Below are 24,284 nucleotides of genomic sequence, written 5' to 3' on the forward strand. Positions count from 1 at the left end.
CGTGCCGGGCGCGGTCTTCGGGGCGGGCGCCGCCGACTGGCGCGCGGAGCTCGCGCGGCGGGTGCGCGGGGAGCTCGTGCGCGACGCGCCCCTCGCGCCGCGCACGGCCGTGCGGGTCGGCGGTCCGGCCGACCTCCTCGTCCGCCCGGAGGATCCCGACGCGCTCGCGGCGCTGCTCCGCGCGGTCCGCGAGCTCGGGGTGCCGCTCACGATCCTGGGCGGCGGCGCGAACACCCTCGTCGCCGACGCGGGCGTGCGCGGCGTCGTCCTCCGGCTGCCGCAGGGGTTCGGGGAGGAGCGCCGGGAGGGCTCCCGGCTCGTGCTCGGCGCCGGCGCGCCCACCACCCGGCTGTGGATCCAGGCCCACGCAGCGGGCCTCGTCGGGGTGGAGTTCGTGGCGGGCATCCCCGGCACGCTCGGCGGCGCGGTGGCGATGAACGCCGGGACGACCCTCGGCGAGATGAAGGACGTCGTCACCGAGGTCGAGCTCGCGACCGCCGACGGCGCGGGGTTCGTCCCCGCCGCGGCGCTCGGCTTCGCCTACCGCACCTGCCTCCTCCCCGCGGGCGCCGTCGTCACGCGGCTCGCGGTGACCCTGCGGCCGGGCGACGTGGCCGAGAGCGCGCGCGTCATGCAGGAGGACCGCGATCGGCGCCGGCGGACGCAGCCGCTCGACCGTCCCACCTTCGGCTCGACGTTCACGAACCCCCCGGGCGACTTCGCCGGCCGGCTCATCGAGGCCGTCGGCCTCAAGGGGTACCGTGTCGGGAACGCCACGTGGTCGGACGTCCACGCGAACTTCATCTCGAACCTCGGCGGGGCCACCGCGCGCGACGTCCTCGCGCTCATGGCGCTCGCGCGGCGCAAGGTGAAGGAGCGGTTCGGCCTCGCGCTCGAGACCGAGGTCCGGCTCGTGGGCGAGTTCCTTGCAGAGGAGCTCGAGGCGCTGCGCGGGGAGTGAGCCGCGGAATGGTGAGCGAGGTCGCGGTAGGGTTCGAGGTCGCTGTCTGAGGATCGGGAGACGGACAATGGGCAAGTGGACGGGCAAGAAGGTCGCGGTGCTGTACGGCGGTCGCTCCTCGGAGCGCGAGGTCTCGCTCCGCACCGGCGCCGCCTGCGCCGACGCGCTCCGCACGAAGGGCCACGACGTCACGCTCGTGGACGTGGACACCGAGCTCGCCGCGCGGCTGCGCGAGCTCCGGATCGACGTCGCGTTCGTCGCGCTGCACGGCCGCTGGGGCGAGGACGGCTGCGTGCAGGGGCTCCTCGAGTGCATGGAGATCCCGTACACCGGCTCCGGCGTCACCGCGTCCGCGATGGGCATGGACAAGACGGTCTCGAAGGCGATCTTCAAGGCGCTCGGCCTCGACGTCATCGAGTACCGCGCGTTCCCGCCCGGGCGCGCCGCCGAGATCCGCGCCTCGGACCTCCCCTTCGGCGTGCCCTGCGTCGTGAAGCCCGCCGGCGAGGGCTCCTCGGTGGGCGTGCAGATCGTGAAGGACGCGGCCCGGCTCGCCGACGCGTGCCGCGAGGCGGCCCGCTACAAGGGCGACGTCATCGTCGAGCGCTACGTGAAGGGCACCGAGGTGAACGTGGCCGTGCTCGAGGGCAAGGCGCTCGGCGCGATCGAGATCGCCCCCGCGAACGAGTTCTACGACTACGCCGCCAAGTACACCGCCGGGACCACCAAGTACTACTACCCGGCCCGCATCCCCGAGGCGCACGTGGCGCGCGTGATGGCCGCCGCGGAGGTCGCGCACCGCGGGCTCGGCTGCAGCGGGGTGAGCCGCGTGGACTTCATCGTGGCGCCCGACGGCACGCCGTTCATCCTCGAGGTGAACACCCTCCCCGGCATGACGGCGACCTCTCTCGTGCCGAAGATCGCCGCCGGCCTGGGGCTCGCCTTCCCCGATCTGTGCGAGCGCATCCTCGACGGCGCCGCGCTCAAGGCGTAGGCCGCGCCGCCGGCCCCTCCGCCCGCAGCAGCGCCGGGACCTCGAAGCGCCACACGTAGCCGACCCGCAGCTCGAGCGGCGGGGCGTCCGCGGTGACCCCGGCGTTCAGCGCCGCCCTGAGCTCGCCGCCGCGCACCGGCACGATCGCTCCGAGCCCGAGCACGCTCGGGCGATCGGCGAACCGCCACCCGGCGTACCCGCGCCACTCGAGCTCGACCGCCGCGCCCGACGGGCCGCTCGCGCGCAGGGTCCCGCCGTAGGCGAACGCGTCGTCCTGCCGGTTCTGCGCGAACTGCCAGGAGACGAAGCCGACCCGCCCGAGCGCGCGCAGGCGCGCCGCGCCGAGCGCGCCGACGTCCTTGCCCGCGAGGAGGTCGATCGCGTAGCCCGGCGCGTTCGTGAACCGGCGCGAGGCGAGCCCCTTGCCCGTGGCCGACTTCACGCTGAGCCGGAGGCCGATCGCGGGCGCCGCGCGCTCCCGGAGGAGGAGGAAGCGTGCGCCGAACCGGGCGTCTCCCGGGGTGCCGTCCGCACGGTAGCGCGCTCCGAGCCGGTGCTGCGTCGCCGTGGAGGTGCGCCAGATCTCGATGGGCGTCCCGTCCACCTCCAGCGCGGCGGTCTCGCGGAACGGAAACAGCAGCCGGAGGTAGGGGGTGGCGGCGTGATCCCGGAGCGCGAGGCCGGAGACCTGTGCCGCGGCGGACAGCTCCACCTCCACGCGCGTCCCGATCACGGGGTCGACGTTGGGCAGGACCGGGAGCGCGTTGTAGCCCATCATGCCGGGGACGAGCGGCCAGTCGGGCGAGCCGGGCCACGCCGCGGTCGCAGCGGCGGCGAGGGACGCGAGCAGCAGGGACGCGCTCAGCACGTTGGCTGACGCTAGGTGCGGGCGCTGCCCGCGCGCGACTCCCCGGTCGCGCCGGACGCGCCGCGTCGGCCCATCGACCGCGGGCGCAGCCCGCGCGCCCTTCCCCCGATGGTGTCGCGCGCGACGCGCATGCATGCGAGACTGCGCCGCCGCGCCCGGGACGCGGGCGCGCGACGCAAGGAGAATGCCCGATGCGCACCCCCACCCTCGCCCTCGTCGCCCTGCTCGGCGCCCTCGCCGGCCTCGCCGCCTGCGATCGCCGCCCCGGACCCGGTGAGCCGGTGAGGATCACGGTGACGAAGCGCGGCTTCGAGCCCTGGAAGGTGCAGGCGAGGAAGGACGTCCCCCTCACCCTCGTGGTCACGCGCACCACCGACGAGACCTGCGCGAAGGAGCTCGTGCTCCCCGAGCTCGGCATCCACCAGCCGCTGCCGCTGAACGAGCCGGTCACCGTCTCCTTCACGCCGGCGCGCGCCGGCGAGCTCAGGTACGCCTGCGCGATGAACATGTTCCAGGGCGTCATCGAGGTGCGGTGACGCCGGCGTGCGCCGCGCCGCGCTCCGGGTATACCTCTCTGCCGCTCTCCGAAGGTCCCCTTGCGCACGCTCCTCTACGTCCTCTCCATCATCGCGGTGAACGCGGCCTTCGTCGTGTTCCCGCCCGTCCGGCCGCCCTGGGGCGGCGTGTTCTCGTTCGCGACGCTGCTCGTGGGCGCGACGTTCATCCTGCGCGACTACGCCCAGCAGGAGATCGGCGGCAAGGTGTGGCTCGCCTCGCTCGCGGGCGCGCTCATCACCGCCGCGTTCAACCCGCGGCTCGCGCTCGTGTCCGGCGGCGCCTTCTTCGCGGCCGAGCTCCTCGACCAGCTCGTGTTCACGAAGGTGCGCGGCTCGTTCCGCGCGCGCGTGCTCTGGTCGCAGCTCGCCGGCGTGGCGCTCGACACTGGCGCGTTCCTCGTGGGGATCGCCTTCGCCCTCGGCATCCCCTGGAGCTGGGCGAGCTACCTGACCATGAGCGCCGGGAAGCTCGCGGCGCTGTCGTACCTCGCCGTCGCCCGCCGGCGCCCGGCGCCGCCGCGGGGCGCGCTCGCCTGACCGGGAGCGCGCTCGGCTCAGCGCTTCGGCGCGAGCGCCTCGAGGCGCCGGATCCACTCGTCCGAGAGGCCGCGCGCGCGGGCGCCGCGAAGCAGCACCTCCAGGTAGGCGGGTGACGGCGGCGCGTCACTCGCCAGGCGGCGCGAGTTGGTGGCGCGGTAGGCGATGGCGGGGACGTGCGGGCCGCCGTCGACCGGCGAGAGCTCCACCTCGAACGCCTCGTACAGCCCTGAGACCGCCCCCTCCCTGTGATCGGCGAGGCCGCGCGACGCGCCGGGCATGGGCAGCGCGATCCCCTCGACGACGTCGCCCGGAGAGCGGGCGAGGTTCGCCACCGCGCCTCCCCACGCGCGGGAGAGCACGTCGAACGCGAGGCGGTAGCCGACGAGCCGCACGCGCCGGGCGCCCTCGAACGACGGCGCCGCGTAGCCGTGCTCCTGGGCCCACGCGGCGAACGCCTCGCCGTCGAGCGACGAGCCGTACACGAACCAGACGAAGTCCGGCCCCGCGGTCGCCTCGTGCGCCTTGCCGAAGAGGGGGAGCTTCATGCAGTCGGCGATCTACCGCGGAACGTCGCGGGGCGCTCGTGCCCGGGAGAGGCGCGCGCCGCGCGGCGGCTTCCACGTGCGCCGGCACCCCACCTCGCCATCCATCGTGACGCCTCCGTTCTCCGGAGGGCGACGATCGCCCAGACGGCCCTTCACGGCGAGTACCCGTGCGGAGCGTGAAAGCCCATCGGCCGAACCGCGGACCCTCGGGCGGCGGCGACTGCGCTACGGCGCCCGGCCGCTCTCGCCCCGCTCGAGCCGCTCCCTGAGATCGCGCACGCCCTGGCGGTCGTCGGACCAGAGGAGCCCGAGGTGGATCGTGCGGGGCGGCACCCCGTCGTCGTCCGCGACGTCGTAGAGCGCCTTGAGCCGCCAGCGCTCCTGCTCGCAGGCCTTCTTGATCTCGAACCGCACCTCGTGGCCGGTGCGCCGCAGCGCCTCGAGCGCGGCGGCGGCTTCGTCGGGGAGGAACACGGGGGGATGAGAGCACGGAGTGACCGGCGGGCCAAGGGCGCGGGGCAGCCTCCGCTTCCCGCGGCGCGCCCTCCCGAGCGCTCGCTCGCAGCTCGCGACGGCGCCCCGGCCGCGAGCTCGCGACCGGGGCGCCGGGGTGCCGCCGAGATGATCAGTAGCTCGTGACTTCCGTCCCCCGGGTGAACTCCCGCGTCACGCCGGAAGCCGGCGTGACGAAGTCCGGCCGCATCATCTCGTTGTCCTCGTGGTCGATGATGTGGCAGTGCCAGACGTAGTTGTACGTATCGTCGCCCGATGGGTCGAACGCGAACCTCGCCGCCGCGGTGGTGGCCGTGTCGGTGGGCCCCCACCGCACGAGGATGCGCGTCACCATCCCGGGCGGCGCCTGGACGGTGTCCTTCCAGCCGCGCTCGTAGGTGACCGCGGGCAGCACCGGCCCCTGCAGGTAGGGCGTGACGTCGGGGTTTCCGCCCACGACCGGGACGCCCGTCCGGACCGGGTAATCGCGGCGCAGGGCGGTCGGGATCGTGCGCGAGGTCGCCTGCGGCGAGTCCTTCGTCCCGTACGCGAGCGGCGGGCCGTAGCCCGGACAGTAGGTCGTGCCCATGGGGTCGACGGGCGTGCAGCCCGCCGGGAAGGCCAGGGCGTACGCGGCCGCGTACTTCGCGGCGTCGAACCTCTGCCGGCTGAGGATCTGGAACTGCACGAGGTGGAGGTGGATCGGGTGCGCGTCGGCGGTGGTGTTCACGATCTCCCAGACCTCGACGTCGCCCTCCACCGGGACCTCCGAGTAGGCGAGGTCGTCACCGTCCCGAGGCGTGAAGTCCGTCCTCGGCTCGCCCATCGCCGCGACGCCGGTCCACTTCGTGTTGTTGACGAGGATCTCGAGCGGGCCACCCGGATACGCGGTGAGCGCGCCGTTGATGGGGTTCACCGCGGTCATCGGCATGCCCATCACCTCGTTGAGCGTGAGCTGCCGGACGAGATCGGGGGCGACGCTCGGCGTCACCGCGCCGGGCTGGACGAGCCGCCGCATGGGCTGCTTGCGGACGATCGCGCCGGGCGCGGCCGGATCGTAGGGGGTTCCCTGCTCCGCAGGGCCGATCTGGAGCTGGAGGATCTGGCCGGTCGTGGCGCCATTGGGCGTCTCACCCCCAGGATAGGGCGCCCGCGCCGTGTTCCGCAGCAGCAGGGTCTGGCCGGCGTACTTCGTGAAGTCGACGATCACCTCGTACCGCTCGCCCGGCATGATCACGAGCTTCTGCGGGATCGTCTTCGTCGCGCTGGGGTCGATCTTCGCGGGCGCGTCGAGGTAGCCGCCGTCGGTCCCGATCACCCACAGCGCCGGGCCGTTCACCTTCGTCTTCGGGTTCGTGAGGAAGAGCTCGTAGGTGCGCGCGTTCGAGCCGTTGAGAATGATGAAGCGGTGCCGCTTCGCCGGGATCGCGAGGCGCGGCCAAACCTTCCCGTTCACCGCGATCGCGTCGCCGAGGAACTCCGGGTTCCAGTACGGGTGCTCGGGGTTGAGCGCCCAGCCCGGGCTCGGCGCGGTGAAGCCGCCGTTCAGGCCTGCGGTGAACCAGAGCTCACCGTTCGTGTAGAACCTCCGGTCCTGGATGACGATGGGGATCGTCTCCTCGACGGCCGGCAGGAAGTCCGCGAGCTTCGCCGGATCGTCCTTCAGCGGGTACGCGCCGGCGAGCCCCGCGTAGACGTTGAGGCGCGTCGCGCCGAGCGTGTGATCGTGGAACCAGAGCGGCGCGGCCTCCTGGACGTTGGGGTACGTGTAGACGGCCTTGCCCGGCACGGCGTCCGCGGGCCCCTCGTAACCCTTGGTGTAGTACTTCGGGCCGAACCGCGAGTCCTCGCCCAGGTCCGGGGTGAACCACGAGTCCGGGGAGCCGTCGACCTCGGCCGGCACCTCGCCGCCGTGGAGGTGCGCCACCGCAGGGATCGGTCCGCCGTAGTTCGATGCGCACGGATCCCCCGGGGGCGGGTACATGACGAAGTTGTTGTTCGCGTCCTTCCACTCGTTCATCGCGGCCTTCATCATGCAGCCGAGGCTGAGGGGATCCGCCCAGTGCAGCGTCTGGTCGGTGCTCGTCCGGTACGCGTCGAGCTTCGTGGTGGCCACCGTGCCGAGCTCGTTCACGTACGTGATCTCGGTCGGGATGCCGCGCTGCGCGACGACGACGGGACCGAGGTACGTGTCGAGAGTCTTACCCGACGTCGGACAGCCTCCGGCCCGGTACGCCCACGTCGTCGTGGGGCCGTAGAGCTTCCTCGGCAGCATCTGCACCCTGACCTCGCACATGTGCAGCGAGAGCTTCCCGGGCGTCCTCGTGGAGGGGTCGTACCCGTAGTGCGTGTCGATGGTCCAGGGCGGCGTGTCCGCGGCCTCCCCGCCCTGGAGGTTGATCCGCGGTAGCTCCTCCATCCACTTCGGGATGGCGCTCCCGGCCAGCACCGTCGGCGGCACTTGACCCGCTCCAGCGCTCGCCCACCCCGCCGCCAGCAACGCCGCCACACCGCGCAGCCACCTGCCCGTCCGCCTCGTCGTCTTCATGTTTCCCCCCCTGCCGACTCCCACGACGCTAGGTGCTCGTGTGGCACGACGTATGCCGCCCGATGACGCTACGAGGAGACCCCTAGCCCAGGAGTCGAGGTACCGGCCGGGCGATGCACCAGGGCTTTCGCGGGCGTTTGGAGAATCGGTCGATCGAGGTCCGCTCGAAGAGGGGCACCGCCGAGCGGTAGAGCGACCCACGAGAGCCCGAGCGCCGGCAGGGGCGAAAGAAGGGACGGCGGCAGGTGGAGGTGGCGACGGGCGTGTGCCCGAAGATCGGTCAGTTCACTGCGGGTGACCTCGACCTCGACCTCGACCGTCCTGCCCCACACCGGCTCGGCCCTCCCCCGCATCAGGGCCGGCCAACCCGCTGATCGGACTCGCCCCTGGGTCGCGTGTAGGTCGAAAACTTGCGGCCCCCCGGCCCTCTGCCATCCTCCAACATCGGGCGATACCGCCCGGAAGCGCGGCGGCCGTGTGCGGCGGCCCCGTGACCGGGCGCTGGGGAGCGGCGGTGGCGCGGGGTCCGAACCGGCGGCGCGTGGACAGGGTTCCGGGGGAGCGGCGGCGCAAGGCCGCGGCGGCCCTCCGCTTCGCGTTTCCGTTCGCCGTGCTCGCCCTCTGCCTGGCCGGTGCCGGGTTCGGCGTCTGGCGCGTGGCGGTGGTGGGCAGCCTGCTGCGCATCGACGAGATCCGCTTCGAGGGCCTCTCGCGCGCGACCGCGCAGGAGCTGCTCGAGCTCTCTCCGGTGGCGGTGGGGGACCACCTGCTCGCGGTCGATCCCGACGCGGTGGCGGCGGCGCTGCGGCGGCACCCGTGGATCGCCTCGGTGGAGGTCCGCCGGCGGTTTCCTGCGGCGCTCGAGGTGGCGGTGGTGGAGCGGCGCGCGCGCGCCCTCGTCGATCTGGGTGCGCTCTACCTCGTCGACGAGCGGGGCGAGGTCTTCAAGCGGGCGACGCCCGGAGACGGGCTGGACCTGCCGGTGGTGACGGGTATCGGGCGCGAGGAGTGGGTCGAGCACCGGGACGACGTCGAGCCGCGCCTCGCGGGCGCGCTCGCGCTCGTCGACCGCTGGACGGAGCGCGGCCTCGACAGGCGCGCGCCCATCTCCGAGATCCACCTCGACGCGGATTACGGGACGACGCTCTGGGCCGGCGAAGAGGGCGTCGAGATCCGGCTGGGACAGGGGGAGCTTCCCGAGAAGCTCTCGCGACTGGAGCGCGTGCTCGCGGCGGTCGACGCCGAGGGGCAGCGCGCGGAAGTGCTGCATCTCGACAACCGGCGGCGCCCGGACTGGGTGGCCGTGCGGCTGTCGCGCGCGAAGGGCTCGCCTGAGCAGGCGAGCCCCTAGCGCGGGTCGAGCTTCGGCTCGCGGCGCGGCCGGTGGTCGGCGCGGCGCGAAGGTGGTGGCGGTGGTGGCGGTCCGAGAGGGCCGCAGGTTGGGCGAAGCGCGACGGCGCCAACTCGCCCGGAGGTGGTCAATGGCGAAAACCGGGGACATCCTCGTCGGCCTGGACATCGGCACGACGAAGATCTGCGCCATCGTCGGCGAGGTGACCGACGACGGCATCGACATCATCGGCATCGGCTCGCACCCGTCGAAGGGGCTGCGCAAGGGCGTGGTCGTCAACATCGACGCCACGGTCGCCTCGATCAAGCGCGCGATCGAGGAGGCGGAGCACATGGCGGGCTGCGAGATCAGCACCGTCTACACCGGGATCGCCGGCGGCCACATCAAGGCCTTCCCCTCGCACGGCGTGGTGGCGGTGAAGGACAAGGAGGTCCGCCAGCAGGACGTCGACCGCGTCATCGACCAGGCGAAGGCGGTCGCGATCCCGCTCGACCGCGAGGTGATCCATGTCCTGCCGCAGGAGTACGTGGTCGACGACCAGGACGGCGTGAAGGAGCCGGTCGGGATGAGCGGCGTGCGCCTGGAGGCGAAGGCGCTCATCGTCACGGGCGCGGTCTCGTCCGCGCAGAACATCGTGAAGTGCGCGCAGCGCACCGGCCTCAACGTCGCCGACATCGTCCTGCAGCCGCTCGCGTCCTCGCTCGCGACCCTCTCCGACGACGAGAAGGAGCTCGGCGTCTGCCTCGTGGACATCGGCGGCGGCACGACCGACATCGCGGTCTTCCACAACGGCGCGATCCAGCACACCGCCGTCATCTCCCTCGGCGGCAACCACCTCACGAACGACGTGGCGGTCGGGCTCCGCACCCCGACGCACGAGGCCGAGCGGATCAAGAAGCAGTACGGCTGCGCGATGGGCTCGATGGTCGACAAGTCCGAGACCATCGAGGTGCCGAGCGTGGGGGGCGGCCAGCCGCGCGTCCTCTCCCGCCACATCCTCGCCGAGATCGTGGAGCCGCGGGTCGAGGAGATCTTCATGCTCGTCCAGCACGAGCTGCAGAAGTGCGGGATGGAGGAGATCCTCGCCTCGGGCATCGTCATCACCGGCGGCTCGACGCTCCTCGCCGGCATGACCGAGATGGCCGAGGAGGTGCTGGGCCTGCCGGTGCGCAAGGGGATGCCGCGCGGCATCGGCGGCCTGGTCGACGTGGTGAAGAGCCCGATGTACGCGACCGCGGTGGGCCTCGTGATCTACGGGGCCCAGCAGCAGGATCTCTCGCCGTACTTCAAGATCCGCGAGGAGAACGTGTACCGGAAGGTGAAGAACCGGATGAAGGAGTGGCTCGGGGAGATCTTCTAGCCCGCGGGGAGCCTGCCATGATCGAGTACACGGACAAGCAGGACGGCGCGCGAATCAAGGTGATCGGCGTCGGGGGCGGCGGCGGCAACGCGATCAACACGATGGTCGCGGGGCGCCTCGACGGCGTCGAGTTCATCGCCGCGAACACGGACGTGCAGGCGCTCGCGGCCAACAAGGCGAGCGTGAAGATCCAGCTGGGGCGGAGCGCGTCGCGCGGCCTCGGCGCGGGCGCGAACCCGGAGGTGGGACGCACCGCGGCGCTCGAGGAGCGCGATCAGATCGCGTCGGCCCTCGAGGGCGCCGACATGGTGTTCGTCACCGCCGGCATGGGCGGCGGCACCGGGACGGGCGGCGCCCCAGTCGTGGCCGACATCGCCAAGTCCACGGGCGCCCTCACCGTCGGCGTCGTGACGAAGCCGTTCCTCTTCGAGGGGAACAAGCGCCGCAAGCAGGCCGAGCAGGGGCTCGCCGAGCTCAAGGCGGCCGTCGACACGCTCATCGTCATCCCCAACCAGCGGCTGCTCTCGGTGGCGGGTGAGAACATGTCGCTCGCCGACGCGTTCAAGCGCGCCGACGAGGTGCTGCTCAACGCGGTGCAGGGCATCTCCGACCTCATCACCGTGCACGGCCTCGTGAACGTCGACTTCGCCGACGTGCGCACCATCATGAGCGAGCAGGGCCTCGCGCTCATGGGCACCGGCCGCGCCGGCGGCGACCGCCGCGCGGTGGAGGCGATGCAGGCCGCCATCAACTCGCCGCTCCTCGAGGACGTGACGCTCGACGGCGCCACGGGCCTGCTCGTGAACATCAGCGGCGGCCCCGACCTCACCCTGTTCGAGGTGAACGAGGCGGTGTCGATGGCGCAGGCCGCGGCGGACCCGGACGCGAACATCATCTTCGGCTCGGTGATCAACGACCACCTCGGCGACGAGGTGAAGATCACCGTCATCGCCACCGGGTTCCACCAGCGGGAGGTGAAGCCCACCGCCCGGCCCGCCACGCAGGTGCAGGTGCCCATCACCGCGCCGGTCGCGAAGGCGATGCCGCCGCCGCTGCCTCCCGAGGCGAAGAAGGATCCGATCCGCCTCGCCAGCCAGACCGTCCCGGCGACCGCGCCCGCCGTCGTGCGCACGCCGGTCTCGATCCGTCGCGAGCCCGCCATCTACAAGCCGCTCGACGAGGACCAGTACGACATCCCGGCGTTCCTGCGCCGCGGCGGGCGGGACTAATCGGCCGATCATGATTCGCGAACAGGCGAGCGAAGCGAGCCCGCCGGGGCGACGCCGCGGATGCGGCGAAGCCGCTCGCGGCGGCGCACGGGACCCGGCGAGCCGGGGTGGGGCCCCGACGAGCTTCGCTCGGCGGGGCGGGGGCGCAGCCCCAGTTCGAACATGGCTGAACGACAGTGTGATTCGCGTCACCGAAGGTGATCGCGAATCACGAACTGTCGTTTAGAGCGGCGCCGGCTCCCGGTGACGCCAGGAAGAGAGCGGCCGCCCCTCGGGGCGGCCGTTCTCTTTCGATCCGCGGGCGCCCCGGTCTGAACGTCCGATCACGGTTCGCGACGGGCGAGCGACGCGAGCCCGCCGGGGCGCAGCCCCCGTTCGAACATGGCTGAACGACAGCATGATTCGCGTCACCGAAGGTGAGCGCGACCACGAGCTGTCGTTCAGCGAAGGAGCCCCGTCACGTTCACGTCGACGCGGATCGTCGCGGTGATCTCGACGGTGGTGTTCGAGGCGGGCGGCGCGCCGGTCGCCTCGATGCCGAGCGTCGGGGACTGGCCGGTGAGGTACGGCTTCAGGTCGACGTCGCCGTGGACGTCGAGGTCGAGCGCGCGCGTCCCGGCCGGCAGCGCGCGGACGCCGTGCTTCTCGGCGACGACGACGGCGGGGAGGCCGTCCGCCCGGGCGCGCAGGACGAGGTCGTCGAGCCACGTCTCGAGGCTCGCGCCCTCCCGCACCTCGAGGTGCAGCCGGCGCAGGTGCGCGGAGTCGATGTCGCCCGGGTCGATGCCCTGCGCGCGGAGCGCCTCCTGACCGCCGAGGTCGATCGGGGCGAATCCACCGATCGCCCCCGAGGGTCCGCCGCCGGGGGTCCCCGGGATGGTGAGCGTCGCGGAGCGCGTGAAGTCCACGTCGTCGAGCCGTCCACAGGCGGTCACGGCGAGCAGGAGCGCGAGCGTGGTCCTGGCCATGTCTCCAAGCTAAGGCCGGGCTTCGCGCTGGGACGCGGCGGTGAGCGGCGGCCCGGTCCGGCGGGGCCCGCCATCTACGCGCGGGGCACCTTCGCCCCCACCCGGGAGGCAAGGGCGGCGGGCTACCCCGCGGGCTCGGCCGGCTCGGGCGGGACGGGCGCGTCCGGCAGGTCCGGCGCGGGGGCCCCCGCGAGCCCCAGCCGCTCCGCGATGGGGATCTGAGCGCGGATGACGAGCGCGACGACCTCGGGCAGCGGCGCCCCGATCTCCTCGGCGCCCCGCCGGATGTACTCGCGGTCCACCGAGCGTGCGAACGCCTTGTCCTTCATCTTCTTCACCACCGACTCGGGCGGCAGGTCGACGACGCTCCGCGACGGCCGCACGAGCGCGCAGGCGCCGACGAACCCGGTGAGCTCGTCCGCGGCCACGATGGCCCGCTCCATGGGCGTCTCGCGCGGCACGCCCGTGTAGAACGCGTGCGCCCCCACCGCCTTCACGATGGCCTCGGGCCAGCCCTGCGCGCGCAGGATCTCCATGCCGCGGAAGACGTGGTCCGCCTCGGTCGGCCAGCGCTCGTAGTCGAAGTCGTGCAGGAGGCCGACGACGCCCCAGGTCTCGAGCTCGCCCGGCTCGGTCACGCCGGCGCGCCGCGCGAGCGCCCGCATCGAGGCCTCGACGGCCAGCGCGTGCCGGCGCAGGGGCTGCGTCTTCGTGTACTCGCAGAGGAGCGACCAGGCGGCCGCGCGGGAGGGGACGATCATCCCGGCATGATAGCGGAGCCCCGGGCCGCGCACCCGCGCGCCGCGCGCCGCGCGCCGACGCGCGACGCCCTACCCGCGCGCGAGGCGCGGGACGAGGAAGCGCAGCGAGGCGTCGAACCGGTAGTTGATGCCCATGTGTCCGTCCTCGAACTCCTCGTGCACGACCTCGACGCCGCCCGCCCGCAGGGTCTCGACCACCATGCGGGCGCCCCAGCGCAGGTGGTACTCGTCGCGCGTCCCGCAGTCGACGAACACGCTCGCCAGCCGGCGGTAGGCCTCGAGCGCCCGCGGCGCGAAGCGGACGGGATCGTGCTCGAGCCAGCGCGCCCACACGTCCTCGCGGACGCGACCGGAGGGCAGCTCGAAGGGTAGCGCGAGGCCGAGCGGCGCGCGCGGGTCGGGGCCGTAGTGCGCCGCCATCGCGAGGACGTTCAGGACGGGGTGGTCGGCCCCGCCGAGCTTGGTCTCCGCCGCGCGCCGCTTCGCCTCCGCGAGCCACGCCGCCGCGTCGCCCGAGGCGGAGAGCGCCGCCGCCGCCTTCGGGAGGTCGGGGAGGTAGCAGTACTCGAAGTAGGCGTCCCCCGCGTGGCAGGCGAGGTGGGCGAACACGTCGGGCCGGTCGCGGCCCATGACGAGCGCGCCGTAGCCTCCCGAGCTCTTCCCGACGATCGCGCGCCCCTCCCGGCGCGGGAGGGTGCCGAGCGCGGCGTCGACGTGGGCGACCACGTCCTCCGCGACGTAGTCCTGGTAGCGGCCCACGGCGGGCGCGTTCGTCCACTGCGTCCCGCCGAGCGCGGTCATGCCGTCCGGGAACACCCCCACGACCGGCGGGATGGCGCCCGAGGCGACGAGCGCGTCGAGCCGCTCGGGCACCGTCGGCGCGAACACCGAGGTGTTCGACCACCCGCGCGCGCTCCCGGTGAAGCCGTGGAGGAAGTAGACCGCGGGCAGCGGCGCCGCACCGTGGCCGGGCGGCAGGTAGGCGAGCACGAGCCGCCGGTCCGGATCCCCGAGCGCGTTCCCGGCCAGCGCGCGCGACTCCACCTCGAGCTCGACGAGCTTCCCGTGCATGCCTTCCCTCCCTCGCGATCGCGGCCGAAGGGGTACTCCGCGCCCGCCCGTCCCGCAACCCGCGAACGAGGACGGCCGCCCCGAGAGGCGGCCGTCCGTTGACGCAGCGGCTTCGACGCTTCGATGATCGGGCGGCTACAGGTCGAAGCGGCCGCGGACGCCGAACTGAACCCACTCGTGGGCGTCCTTGTCGGTGATGTCGGCGCTCGCGGAGTTCCCCAGGCTGTCGGAGTACTTCATCTCGCCGTAGCGGCCGACGCTGAGCATCAGGTAGGGACCGACGGCGAACCGAGGAGAGGCGAAGTAGTCGCCGCCGAGCTGCAGGTTCAGGACCTCCCAGCCGGAGAACGTGAACTCGAGCTCCTCGCCGCCGCCCTCCGCCTTCACCCGGTTCCGCTCCCAGCCGGTGCCCACGCCCGCCCAGGGCTGGAACTGGCCGGTGGTCGAGAACGCGTAGGTCGCCTGCACGCCGAGCCGCAGCACGCCGCCGGAGCAGTCCACGCCGTCGAGGTCGCACACGTTCTGGTTCGTCCCGTCGAGATCCAGCGTCCCCTTCGACCAGCCGTAGGACGCGTAGCCGCCGAGGGCGAGCTGGGGGGTCACGCGGACCATCAGGTCGAGCTGCAGCGGGATCTGGCTCTTCGTGAAGTCGCTCAGGTCGACGCTGGAGCCCCCGGCGTCGCCGCCGACGTTGCCCATCGCCGGGGCGAAGCCGAGCCGGGCGCCGAGGGAGACCTGCGCGGACGCGGCGGCGGGGAGGAGGAGGGCCGCGATCGCGGCGAGGAGGGCGTGCTTGCGCATGGAGGTATTGACTCCCGGTTGGAGACCCGGGCGAGCCTGCCCTGCCCCGCGGCGGACCGCAAGGAAGGGGTTGTCGTACAGTGAACGTGGAGCGGGGGGCGACGGCGACGGGCGGCGACGGCCGCGCGGCCGCGCGTCCCTCGGGCGCGGGACGCGCGGTCAGCTGCCGCGCGCGAGCACCACGCTGCAGCGCGCGGCGAGCTCGGTGGTGCGCGCGAGGAGCGCCTGCGCCTCCTCGTAGAGGGCGGCGGCGTCCCCATCCGCGCCGGGATCCGGCAGCTCGCCGATCTTGTCGAGCAGGTCCGAGACGCGCAGGAGGTGCTGGTGGGCGAGGAGGAGATCGCGGCCGAGCCGCGCGCCCTGGCGCGTGAAGATGAGGCCGGTCTGGAAGAGCCGCCCGAGCGCGCCGCGGTTCACGTCGGTGACCGTGCGGCAGCGGGCCTGGAAGTCCCTGAGCCGCCGCGCCTCGCGCGCTCGCGCGAAGTCCACGATTCGTGAACGTCGGCGCTGCGGACGCGGGCGGGGGACCGGAGCCATCGTGCGGGGGAGGATCGTAGGCGGGGGGCGCGGGCGCGGTCAACGCCGCGCCTCGCTTGACACCCGCCCCGCCACCCGAACGCGGTCCGGCGTTTCCCGGGTGACTCGCCAATCACCCGAGCGCGGCGGCGACGAGCTCCTGCACCTTCGCGAGCGCCCGCTCGAGCCCGGCGGGGTCCGAGCCGCCCGCCTGCGCCAGGTCCGGCTTGCCGCCGCCGGAGCCCCCGACGAGCTTCGCCGCCTCCTTCACGAGGTCGCCCGCCTTGAGCTTCGCGGTGAGATCCTTCGTGACCGCGACCAGCAGGATCGCCTTGCCGTCCTGCTCCGCGCCGAGCGCGACGACGCCCTTGCCGATCCGATCGCGCAGCTTGTCCGCGAGCTCGCGCAGGCTCTTGCCGTCGCCCTGCACGCGCACGGCGAGGACCTTCGCGCCGCCGTTCACCTCGCGCGCCTGGGCCACGAGATCACCCGACTGCGCCGCGGCGATCTTGCCCTTCGCGTCGTCGAGGGCGCGCTCGAGCTCCTTCACGCGCCGCTGGCTCTGCTCGATCTTCTGCGCGACCTCGAAGGCGCCCGCCTTGAGGAGCGCCGCCGCGCGCCGGAGCTCGTCGGCCTCGCGCTGGGAGAGCTCGACCGCCTTCGGGCCCGTGTACGCCACGATGCGCCGCACGCCGGCGGCGATCGACTCCTCGCTCGCGATCTTGAAGAACGCGATGTCGCCGGCGCGGCGCACGTGAGTCCCGCCGCAGAGCTCCTTGGAGGGCCCGATGCGGACGACGCGGACGACGTCGCCGTACTTCTCGCCGAAGATCATCATCGCGCCGGACTGGCGCGCCTCCTCGAGCCTCAGCACCGAGGTGTCCGTCTCGGCGTTCTCGCGCACGAGCTCGTTCACCCGCCGCTCGACGGCGAAGAGCTCCTCGTCGGAGAGCGGCTGGAAGTGCGAGAAGTCGAAGCGCAGGTAGTCCGGCGCCACGATCGAGCCGGCCTGCTTCACGTGCTCCCCGAGCGTCTCGCGCAGCGCGAGCTGGAGGAGGTGCGTCGCCGAGTGGTTCGCGCGGATGAGGTCGCGGCGCCGATCGTCGACGGCGAGCTCCACGACGTCGCCCACCGCGAGCGCGCCCTCCTCGACCACGCCGGCGTGGACGACGAGCCCGGGGACGGGCCGGTGCGTGTCCTCCACCCGGACGCGCACGCCGGCCGCGGTGATGGTGCCCTGGTCGCCGACCTGGCCGCCCGACTCGCCGTAGAACGGTGTCGCGGCGGTCACGACCTCGACCCGGTCCCCCTTCGCCGCCCTCGCGACGCGCGCGCCGTTCGCGACGAGCGCCTTCACCTCGGCGCGCGCGCTGGGCGCCTCGTAGCCGAGGAAGCGGATCTCGCCGAGCTCGCCCGCGATCTGCTTGTGCAGATCGCCGGTGGCCTGCTCCCCCGAGCCCTTCCACTCGGAGCGGGCGCGCTGCTCGGCCATGTGCCGGTCGAAGCCCTGCTCGTCCACGTCGAAGCCGCGCTCCGCCGCGATGACGCGGGTCAGGTCGAGGGGGAAGCCGAAGGTGTCGTAGAGCTGGAACGCCACCTTGCCCTCGATGACCGGCCGCTGGCGCTCGGGCGGCGGCGTGGCGGGCTTGCCGAGGTGCGTCTCGGGCGCCGTGAGCTTGCGCATCTCGGCCTCGAGGATCGCGAGGCCCTTGTCGAGCGTGCGCCGGAACGACTCCTCCTCCTGCGCGGCCACCTTGGTGATGAAGGCGCGGTTCTCGCGCGTCTCCGGATACGCGTCGCCCATCTCCAGCATCACCGCCTCGCACACGTCCGCGAGGAACGGCTTCTCGAGGCCGAGCCGCTTCCCGTGGCGGATGGCGCGCCGCATGATGCGGCGGAGCACGTAGCCGCGCCCCTCGTTGGCGGGGAGCACGCCGTCGCCCACGAGGAAGGTCGTGGCGCGGGCGTGGTCGGCGATGACCCGCATCGACACGTCGTCGTCCGCGTCGGTCGCCCCGTAGCGCTTCCCGGCGAGCTTCTCGATGGCGCGGATGATGTTCTGGAAGACGTCGGTGTCGTAGTTCGAGCGCTTGCCCTGCGCGACCGCCGCCATGCGCTCGAGGCCGGCGCCCGTGTCGATCGAGGGCTTGGGCAGCGGGGTGAGGCCCCCGTCGGCGCCGCGCTCGAACTGCATGAAGACGAGGTTCCAGATCTCGAGCCAGCGGTCGCAGTCGCAGGCGACGCCCTGGCAGGCGCGACCGGCCTTCTCCTCCGCGCAGGGGATGTCGTTCCCCTGGAAGAAGTGGAGCTCGGAGCACGGGCCGCAGGGCCCGGTGTCGCCCATCGCCCAGAAGTTGTCCTTCGCGCCGAGCTTGTGGATCCGCTCCGGCGGGACGCCCTGCGCCTTCCAGAGGTCGTAGGCCTCCTCGTCCCAGGGCAGGGTCCCCTCGCCCGCGAAGACGGTGGCAGCGAGCCGCTCCTTCGGGATCGCGAGCCAGCGCTCGGAGGTGACGAGCTCCCACGCCCAGGCGATCGCGTCCTTCTTGAAGTAGTCGCCGAACGAGAAGTTCCCGAGCATCTCGAAGAACGTGTGGTGACGGGCGGTGAACCCGACGTTCTCCAGGTCGTTGTGCTTGCCGCCGGCGCGGACGCACTTCTGCGCGGTGGTGGCCCGGGAGTAGTCGCGCTTCTCACGTCCCGTGAAGACGTCCTTGAACTGGTTCATCCCGGCGTTCGTGAAGAGGAGCGTCGGGTCGTTCTGCGGGACGAGCGAGGAGCTGGGGACGCGGCGGTGCCCCCTCTCCTCGAAGAAGCGGAGGAACAGCTCGCGGATCTGGGCGGCAGTCTTCATGGCGGAGAGCGTTTTCTAACAGAGGGTTCGGCGCCTGGCTACCGGCCGGAGGAGCGCTGCGCGTCCGGGAGGACGACGCGCCAGCGCCCGTCCTCGCGCACCATCTCGACCTCCGCCGGGCCGGCCGCGCCCTCGACCTGCACGGCGAGCAGCGCCGCGTCGCGCGACTCGCGCCGGACCGTCACCGAGGCGAGCCGGCCGGCCGTGGGCGAGAGGTCCCCGAGCACGAGCTCGCGGCCGGTCGCGGGCAGGACCCCGGGAGCGGCGCGCGCGGCCACCTGCCTCGCCCGCTCGTCGAGCTCGGCGCGAGAGCGCTCCGAGAGCATGCTCCACACGGTGTCGGCGTCGCCCGCCCGCGCGGCGGCGGCGAAGACGCGGTAGCGGTCGGCCGGCCCCTCGGGACGCCGGCAGGCGATGGAGAGGAGCGCGAGCAGGGCGGCGCCGAGGGCCATCCTCGTGAATCGAGCGGTCATCTCGCCAGCATAGCCGCAGGCCGTGCTTCTCCGGGCACCCGGGTCGCCGTGCCGGGCGGGGGCCCGGCGTGCGGGGCGGCGGGCGAGCAGAAACGCGCGTCGTGTGGCTCGGCCGCTCCTCGCTCGGCCAGAGTCCACATATTTGGCACCGGCGGCGGCGCAGCGGTGAAGCCCGCGCGCTCGCCCGCACCTTCGGGTGGGGCTCGCCGGCCGATGAACCCGCGCACAGCATTTGCGCATCAGGAGGGGGAGAAGAATGCAGATCCGCAAGATGGCGCTGGCGTTGCCGTTCGCGTTCGGCATCGCCTGCTCGACGTCCCACGCGAACCGCACGGCCCGGGCCGAGGGGACCACGCCCGCGACCGCCAGCGAAACGACGGCGCGATCCGGAACGCAGAGCGACACCTATGGCACCTCGGGCAGCGCGACCGCCCAGAGCCCTGACATCAAGGGACACGACAGCGACAAGGTGCTGATGGGCAAGGTCGCGAGCGTGTCGTCGAGCTCGGTCTCGATCCAGTCGGACATGGGCGACAGCAGGACGCTCCAGGTCGTCCCCGAGACGATCGTCACCGTGGACGGCCGCACCGGCCAGATCTCCGACATCCAGCAGGGCCAGGACGTCCGCGCCAGCTTCAACGAGCAGGACGGCAAGCAGGTCGCGGTGAAGATCGAGGCGGCCCCGATGGCCGGCGGGACCAGCGGTCACATGGGCGGCGACATGGGTGGCCACATGGGCGGCGACACCAGCACGCCCAGCAGCGGCACGACCAGCGACACGGGCGCAGCGACCCCGGGCACGGGCAGCGGGACGGGCAGCGGCACGGGCACCACCGGCAGCGACACCTCCGGCAGCAGCACCCCCGGCACCAGCACCCCGTCAGACACCGGCACGAGCAGCGGCTCGACGGGCACGGGCGGCGGCTACGACACGTCCGGCACCGGCACGCGCCGTTAACACAGCGTGAAGGCCTCGACGCGGCGAAGCGCGCGGAGCGGCCCGGAAGACGACGCCCCCGGCCACGCGGCCGGGGGCGCTCGCGTCTCCGCTCGCCGTCACTCCGGCTTGCGCATCCGCAGGCGCCACACCGGCTGACCGGTCTCGAGGTAGCGCTTCTCGCGCGTGGAGGGGATCTCGTCGGGCGGCCGCTCCGCGAACGCGCCGGGCCCGGCCTCGTTCTCGAACCCCGCCTCCTCGAGCCGCACCACCGCCTCCCGCGCGTAGCGCTCGACGTCGGTGCGGAAGTCGAGCAGCCCGCCGGGCGCGAGGAGCCCGAGGAGCAGGGTCGACATGCGGTCGTCGACGAGCCGCCGCCGGACGTGCCGGCGCTTCCACCAGGGGTCCGGGAAGTGGACGTGGATCGCGGCGAGCGATCCCGCGCGGAAGAGGCGCGGCGCGAGGATGCGGGCGTCGCCCTGGATGACGACGAGGTTCGCGTGCCCGCGCCGCTCCCGCTTCTCCGCGACCTCCTCGGCGAAGGCGCGCCGCTGCTCGATCGCGACGAGCGCCCGGTCGGGGTACGCCGCCGCGAACCCGAGGGCGAAGCCGCCGTGGCCGCAGCCGATCTCGAGCTCCAGGCGGGCCGCGGAGGGCCCGAGCCGGGCCGCCCAGTCGGGCGCGAGGTCGAGCGCGATGGGGGCGTCGTCGTCGTTCGAGAAGATCATGAGCGCGCCTGTTTAGCATGCTAAGAAACCCGCGTGCTCCGCCGCGCGGCCCCGGCACTGCTCGTCGCCGTCGCGCTCGCCGCCGGGTGCCGGGGGTGCGGCTGCCGGGAGGCGGTCCGCGGTGCCCCCGCGGAGCGGTTCCTCCCACCCGGCGTGCGTGCGGCGGTCCTCGCGCCGGAGCTGGGCCGCGCCGCCTCCGACCTCGCCGCCCTCCACGCGACCGCCGCGTCCTTCCCCGGCGCGGGTGAGCTCGCCGGCGTGCGCGGAGCGCTCGCCTCCCAGCTCGGCTTCGATCCGCTCGACGGCGCGAGCCTCGCCGGCGCCGGCCTCGACCCGCGCCGCGCCGGAGCGCTCGCGCTCGCGGGCCCCGGCGGCGCGACGCCGCTCCTCGTCCTGCCGGTCTCCGACGCCGGGCGGGTCGAGGCGCTCCTCGCTCGCCTCGCCCGCGAGCGGCTCGGGGCCGCGGTCCGCAGCGACGCGACCCACGGCGGCCAGGCGATCGTCGTCCTTCGCCGCGCCGCCGGCGCGGCCGCCGCCCTCTCCTACGCGATCGTCGAGCGGACCGCGCTCGTCGCGCCCGGCCCGGACGGCCCCGCCGTCGTGGCCGAGGCGGCCGCGCTCACGCCGGAGACCGCGCTCGGCGCCACCGCCGCGTTCGGCGCCGCGCGCGCCGCCGCCGCCGACGGCGCCGCCGCGCTCGTCTACGTCCCGGGGGGCTCGGCCCTCCTCGCCGAGCTGCCGCAGGCGCGCGACGGTCTCGGCATCGGGCTCTCGGCCACGAAGGATCGCCTGCACGCGCGCGCCGCGCTCCTCGCGGGCGGGCGGGCCGCGGCGCTCCGCGCCCTCGAGGCCAGCGGCTCGGGCGGGGCCACCGCCGCCCACCTGCGCGGCGACGCAGCCGTCGTCCTCCGCTGGGACGGCGATCCCGCCGCGCTGGGCGAGCGGCTCGTGCCCCTCCTGCCGGAGGAAGACCGCGCCCGCCTCGCCGCGCACGGCGTCGACCTGCGGCGCGATCTGTTCGGCGCGCTCGCCCCCGGCGCCGCGGTGGCGCTCGCGATCTCCCCGCGCGCGGCGGTGAGCGCGCTCTCGCCCGAGGCGCTCCGCGCCGACCCGCTCCAGCTCCTCGAGCTCGAGGCGATCCTGCCGGTGAAGGTGGAGGCCGAGGCCGCGCTCCGGCGAGTCGCGGCGGCGCTCGCGGAGACCGTGCCGGGCGGACCCAGGCGCGGCGGCGCGGCGCGAAGCGCGCACCGGCGCGGTGGGCTGCCGGCGGACGGCCCGGACGACGCGCTCGCCGCGCCCGACACCATCGTGCGGATGCCCACCGCCTCCGGCGAGATCGCCTGGCGGCTCGAACCGCGCGCGCACCGGCTCGTCCTCGCCGCGGGCGCGGCCGGCCGCCTCGACGCGCTCCTCGCCCGGCTCGGCGGCGAGGGCGCGGGCTTTCGCGCCCCCACCCCGGGCGCGGAGGCCGCGCTCGCGGGGGGGCTCGGCGGCGCGGTGGTGGACGTGCAGCGGCTCGTCTCGAGCGTGCGCGCGCTCCCGCCCGAGGCGTTCGGGACCGGCCCCTCGGGCTTCGTGGTGCGCGCGCTCGCGGAGCGCTTCCTCGAGCCCGCCGCGCGGCTCCGGGCGCTGTCCCTCGAGACGCGCGTCGCGCCCGGCCCGGGCGGAGCGCCCGGCGCGCTCGTGCTCGACCTGGACGTCGAGGCGCGTGCCCCCGAGGCCACGGGCGGCGGGGGCGTCCAGCGGTGATCCGGCTCCGCGGCGTGAAGAAATGCTTCCGGGACGGCGCGAGAGAGGTGCCCGTGCTGCGCGGCGTGGACCTCGACGTCGCGCCGGGCGAGCTCGTGGCCATCGTCGGGCCGTCCGGCTCGGGCAAGTCCACCCTGCTCCACGTCGCGGGCGCGCTCGACCGCGACTTCGAGGGCGAGGCGGTCGTCGCGGGGACCTCGCTCGCGGGGCTCGGCGAGGCGGCGCGCGCGGAGCTCCGCAACCGCGCCATCGGCTTCGTGTTCCAGGCCTTCAACCTGCTCCCGACCCTCTCCGCGCTCGAGAACGTGATGCTGCCCGGCGTCCTCCGGCGCGCCGGCCCGGGCGGCGGGATCGGGGAGGTCCGCGCCCGGGCCCGGGACGCGCTCCAGCGCGTCGGCCTCGGCGACCGGGGCGGCGCGCCGCCGGCGCGGCTCTCGGGCGGCGAGCGGCAGCGCGTGGCCCTCGCGCGGGCGCTCCTCTCCCGTCCGGCGGTGCTCCTCGCCGACGAGCCGACCGGGAACCTGGACGCATCGAGCGGCGCGGACGTCATCCGGCTCTTCGTCGAGCTCGCCCGCGACGGCGTGTCGGTGCTCGTGGTCACGCACGAGGAGCGCGTGTCGGACGCGGCGACGCGCGTGCTGCACCTCCTCGACGGGAGGCTCGCCTGATGGCGGGGGCCCGCGGGATCCTCTGGCTGGCAGGGGCGGCGCTCCGGGCCGACCGCCGCGGGGCGGCGGTGAACGCCGCCGCGGCCTGCGTGGGCGCGGCCGCGCTCGTCCTCTTCCTCGCGCTCGGCCTGGGCGTCGGCGCCGCGGCCCGCCGGCTGTTCCCCGCCGACGCCCGGCTCGTGGAGGTGGTCCCCGCGCGCGTCTCGCTCGGCGGGGTCCTCGGGGGCGGCCGCCTCGACGACGACGCCGTGGGGCGGCTCCGCGCGCTCCCCGGCGCGGCGGCGGCCTGGCCGCGCCTGCCGCTCGGCGTGCCGGTCTCCGCCTCCGAGCCGGCGGGAGGCCTCGGCGGACGCTGGCCCTCCGGCCTCGCGCTGCAGCTCCCGATCGTCGGGGTCGATCCCGCCCTCGTGGAGGAGGACGTGGCGCCGGGCGCGTTCGCCGATCCTCCGCCCGGCGCGCCCATCCCCACCGTCCTCGCCCGCCGCCTGGTCGAGGTCTACGACCGCACCCTCGCGCCCGCCTGGAACCTGCGCCGCCTGCCGCCGGGCGTGTCGCTCGTCGGCGTCGAGCTGCCGGTCCGGGTCGGGCACTCCGTCGTGGCCGGAGCGAGCGAGGCGCGCGTCGAGCCCGAGCGCCTCCGGCTGGCCGGCCTCTCCGATCGCGTGCCGCTCTACGCCGTCGCGGTGCCCCTCGAGACGGTCCGCCGACTCCACCGGGAGTACGGCAAGGGCGACGCGGCGTACGGCCAGGTGACGGTGCTCGCGGCGCGCCCGGAGGACGTGCCCGCCCTCGCGGCCGCCGCGCGGCGCATGGGCTTCGCGGTGGACGAGGGCGAGCGCGCGACGGCGGAGCGGGTGGCGCTCATCGTGAAGGTGACGACCGGCGCGCTCGTCCTCCTCGCCGTGGCGATGTGCGCCCTCGCCGCGCTCGCGATCGCCCAGGCGCTCTCGGCGAGCGTCCGCGGCCGGGTGCGCGAGCTCGCCGTGCTCCAGGCGCTGGGCGCGGCTCCCGCCGACGTGCGGCGGATCGTGCTCGCCGAGGGCGCGGCGATCGGGCTCGCCGGCGGGCTGGCGGGCGCGCTCGTCGCCCGGGGCCTCGCCGCGCTGGGCGACGCCGCGGCCGCGCGGCTCCTCGCGGACCTCCCCTTCCGGCCGGAGAGCTTCTTCCTCTTCCCGCCCTGGCTCCTCGCGCTGGGCGTCGCGGTCCCGGCGCTCGCCGCGATCGCCGGCGCGCTCGGGCCCGCCGCGGCGGCGGCGCGCGTCGATCCGGCACGGACGCTGTCCTGAGCGGGGATTCGCGATCACCTTCCGGGGTCG

At 74.3% G+C, this 24,284-nt stretch carries 23 protein-coding genes; 11 read left to right on the plus strand and 12 right to left on the minus strand.

Annotated features, from left to right (window positions below):
- Position 1: 1 nt before the first annotated feature.
- Positions 2 to 961, plus strand: a complete 960-nt coding sequence (murB, locus tag MLV88_RS12360) for a UDP-N-acetylmuramate dehydrogenase (RefSeq protein ID WP_242339166.1) — start codon at positions 2 to 4, stop codon at positions 959 to 961.
- 67 nt (positions 962 to 1,028) lie between these two features.
- A complete protein-coding gene (locus MLV88_RS12365) occupies positions 1,029 to 1,955 on the plus strand; it encodes a D-alanine--D-alanine ligase (protein WP_242339168.1) in 927 nt (308 codons plus the stop codon).
- Here the strand turns inward: MLV88_RS12365 and MLV88_RS12370 are convergent.
- Positions 1,945 to 2,823, minus strand: a complete 879-nt coding sequence (locus MLV88_RS12370) for a hypothetical protein (RefSeq protein WP_242339171.1) — start codon at positions 2,821 to 2,823, stop codon at positions 1,945 to 1,947. The genes MLV88_RS12365 and MLV88_RS12370 overlap by 11 nt on opposite strands.
- A gap of 191 nt (positions 2,824 to 3,014) precedes the next feature.
- Here MLV88_RS12370 and MLV88_RS12375 point away from each other — a divergent pair, with 191 nt between their 5' ends.
- The gene (locus tag MLV88_RS12375) at positions 3,015 to 3,359 is read left to right on the plus strand and encodes a cupredoxin domain-containing protein (RefSeq protein ID WP_242339173.1); all 345 of its coding nucleotides are present in this window, start codon (positions 3,015 to 3,017) and stop codon (positions 3,357 to 3,359) included.
- A gap of 60 nt (positions 3,360 to 3,419) precedes the next feature.
- Complete coding sequence (locus MLV88_RS12380) at positions 3,420 to 3,917, plus strand: hypothetical protein (RefSeq protein WP_242339175.1); 498 nt, start codon at positions 3,420 to 3,422, stop codon at positions 3,915 to 3,917.
- A gap of 17 nt (positions 3,918 to 3,934) precedes the next feature.
- On the opposite strand, the gene MLV88_RS12385 is transcribed toward MLV88_RS12380, so the two are convergent.
- The 3 genes from MLV88_RS12385 to MLV88_RS24170 all read right to left on the minus strand — a co-directional run bounded on the left by MLV88_RS12385 (position 3,935) and on the right by MLV88_RS24170 (position 7,505).
- On the minus strand, positions 3,935 to 4,465 hold the full coding sequence (locus MLV88_RS12385; RefSeq protein ID WP_242339178.1) for a gamma-glutamylcyclotransferase: 531 nt from the start codon (positions 4,463 to 4,465) through the stop codon (positions 3,935 to 3,937).
- Between the two features lie 225 nt (positions 4,466 to 4,690).
- The gene (locus tag MLV88_RS12390) at positions 4,691 to 4,939 is read right to left on the minus strand and encodes a hypothetical protein (protein ID WP_242339181.1); all 249 of its coding nucleotides are present in this window, start codon (positions 4,937 to 4,939) and stop codon (positions 4,691 to 4,693) included.
- 151 nt (positions 4,940 to 5,090) lie between these two features.
- The gene (locus tag MLV88_RS24170) at positions 5,091 to 7,505 is read right to left on the minus strand and encodes a multicopper oxidase family protein (protein ID WP_279324270.1); all 2,415 of its coding nucleotides are present in this window, start codon (positions 7,503 to 7,505) and stop codon (positions 5,091 to 5,093) included.
- A gap of 541 nt (positions 7,506 to 8,046) precedes the next feature.
- Here MLV88_RS24170 and MLV88_RS12405 point away from each other — a divergent pair.
- From MLV88_RS12405 to ftsZ, 3 genes are all read left to right on the plus strand, one after another.
- On the plus strand, positions 8,047 to 8,856 hold the full coding sequence (locus tag MLV88_RS12405) for a cell division protein FtsQ/DivIB (protein WP_242360616.1): 810 nt from the start codon (positions 8,047 to 8,049) through the stop codon (positions 8,854 to 8,856).
- 130 nt (positions 8,857 to 8,986) lie between these two features.
- Positions 8,987 to 10,216: a cell division protein FtsA gene (gene ftsA / locus MLV88_RS12410; RefSeq protein WP_242339185.1), complete on the plus strand. Its 1,230-nt coding sequence runs from the start codon at positions 8,987 to 8,989 to the stop codon at positions 10,214 to 10,216.
- Positions 10,217 to 10,233: 17 nt separating this feature from the next.
- Entirely contained in the window at positions 10,234 to 11,445 is a 1,212-nt protein-coding gene (ftsZ, locus tag MLV88_RS12415) for a cell division protein FtsZ (protein ID WP_242339187.1), read from the plus strand.
- 440 nt (positions 11,446 to 11,885) lie between these two features.
- Here the strand turns inward: ftsZ and MLV88_RS12420 are convergent, their stop codons facing one another.
- The 7 genes from MLV88_RS12420 to MLV88_RS12450 form a co-directional block, all read right to left on the minus strand.
- A complete protein-coding gene (locus MLV88_RS12420) occupies positions 11,886 to 12,413 on the minus strand; it encodes a hypothetical protein (RefSeq protein ID WP_242341193.1) in 528 nt (175 codons plus the stop codon).
- Positions 12,414 to 12,535: 122 nt separating this feature from the next.
- Positions 12,536 to 13,174 (minus strand): HDIG domain-containing metalloprotein, encoded by a 639-nt coding sequence (locus tag MLV88_RS12425; RefSeq protein WP_242355368.1) that lies wholly within the window; start codon positions 13,172 to 13,174, stop codon positions 12,536 to 12,538.
- A 69-nt stretch (positions 13,175 to 13,243) separates the two neighbouring features.
- Entirely contained in the window at positions 13,244 to 14,245 is a 1,002-nt protein-coding gene (locus MLV88_RS12430) for an alpha/beta hydrolase (RefSeq protein WP_242355370.1), read from the minus strand.
- A gap of 135 nt (positions 14,246 to 14,380) precedes the next feature.
- Positions 14,381 to 15,046: an outer membrane beta-barrel protein gene (locus MLV88_RS12435; protein WP_242355372.1), complete on the minus strand. Its 666-nt coding sequence runs from the start codon at positions 15,044 to 15,046 to the stop codon at positions 14,381 to 14,383.
- A 159-nt stretch (positions 15,047 to 15,205) separates the two neighbouring features.
- The gene (locus MLV88_RS12440; protein WP_242341197.1) at positions 15,206 to 15,535 is read right to left on the minus strand and encodes a hypothetical protein; all 330 of its coding nucleotides are present in this window, start codon (positions 15,533 to 15,535) and stop codon (positions 15,206 to 15,208) included.
- Positions 15,536 to 15,695: 160 nt separating this feature from the next.
- Complete coding sequence (gene alaS, locus MLV88_RS12445) at positions 15,696 to 18,413, minus strand: alanine--tRNA ligase (RefSeq protein WP_242355373.1); 2,718 nt, start codon at positions 18,411 to 18,413, stop codon at positions 15,696 to 15,698.
- A gap of 38 nt (positions 18,414 to 18,451) precedes the next feature.
- Complete coding sequence (locus MLV88_RS12450; protein WP_242341199.1) at positions 18,452 to 18,886, minus strand: hypothetical protein; 435 nt, start codon at positions 18,884 to 18,886, stop codon at positions 18,452 to 18,454.
- Positions 18,887 to 19,142: 256 nt separating this feature from the next.
- Here MLV88_RS12450 and MLV88_RS12455 point away from each other — a divergent pair, with 256 nt between their 5' ends.
- On the plus strand, positions 19,143 to 19,844 hold the full coding sequence (locus MLV88_RS12455) for a hypothetical protein (protein WP_242355375.1): 702 nt from the start codon (positions 19,143 to 19,145) through the stop codon (positions 19,842 to 19,844).
- Between the two features lie 98 nt (positions 19,845 to 19,942).
- Here MLV88_RS12455 and trmB read toward each other — a convergent pair whose 3' ends face one another.
- Positions 19,943 to 20,551, minus strand: a complete 609-nt coding sequence (gene trmB, locus MLV88_RS12460) for a tRNA (guanosine(46)-N7)-methyltransferase TrmB (RefSeq protein ID WP_242355378.1) — start codon at positions 20,549 to 20,551, stop codon at positions 19,943 to 19,945.
- Between the two features lie 33 nt (positions 20,552 to 20,584).
- Here trmB and MLV88_RS12465 point away from each other — a divergent pair, with 33 nt between their 5' ends.
- From MLV88_RS12465 to MLV88_RS12475, 3 genes are read left to right on the plus strand one after another with little or no spacing between them, the layout of a single operon-like run.
- A complete protein-coding gene (locus tag MLV88_RS12465; RefSeq protein WP_243337612.1) occupies positions 20,585 to 22,300 on the plus strand; it encodes a hypothetical protein in 1,716 nt (571 codons plus the stop codon).
- Positions 22,297 to 22,968, plus strand: coding sequence for an ABC transporter ATP-binding protein (locus MLV88_RS12470; RefSeq protein ID WP_242340271.1), 672 nt, complete (start codon positions 22,297 to 22,299; stop codon positions 22,966 to 22,968). The genes MLV88_RS12465 and MLV88_RS12470 overlap by 4 nt, the downstream gene beginning before the upstream one ends.
- A complete protein-coding gene (locus MLV88_RS12475; RefSeq protein WP_242340270.1) occupies positions 22,968 to 24,254 on the plus strand; it encodes an FtsX-like permease family protein in 1,287 nt (428 codons plus the stop codon). The genes MLV88_RS12470 and MLV88_RS12475 overlap by 1 nt, the downstream gene beginning before the upstream one ends.
- The last annotated feature ends 30 nt before the right edge of the window (positions 24,255 to 24,284 follow it).

The sequence above is a fragment of the Anaeromyxobacter soli genome (assembly GCF_022808855.1).
In the GTDB taxonomy this organism is placed as follows: domain Bacteria; phylum Myxococcota; class Myxococcia; order Myxococcales; family Anaeromyxobacteraceae; genus Anaeromyxobacter; species Anaeromyxobacter soli.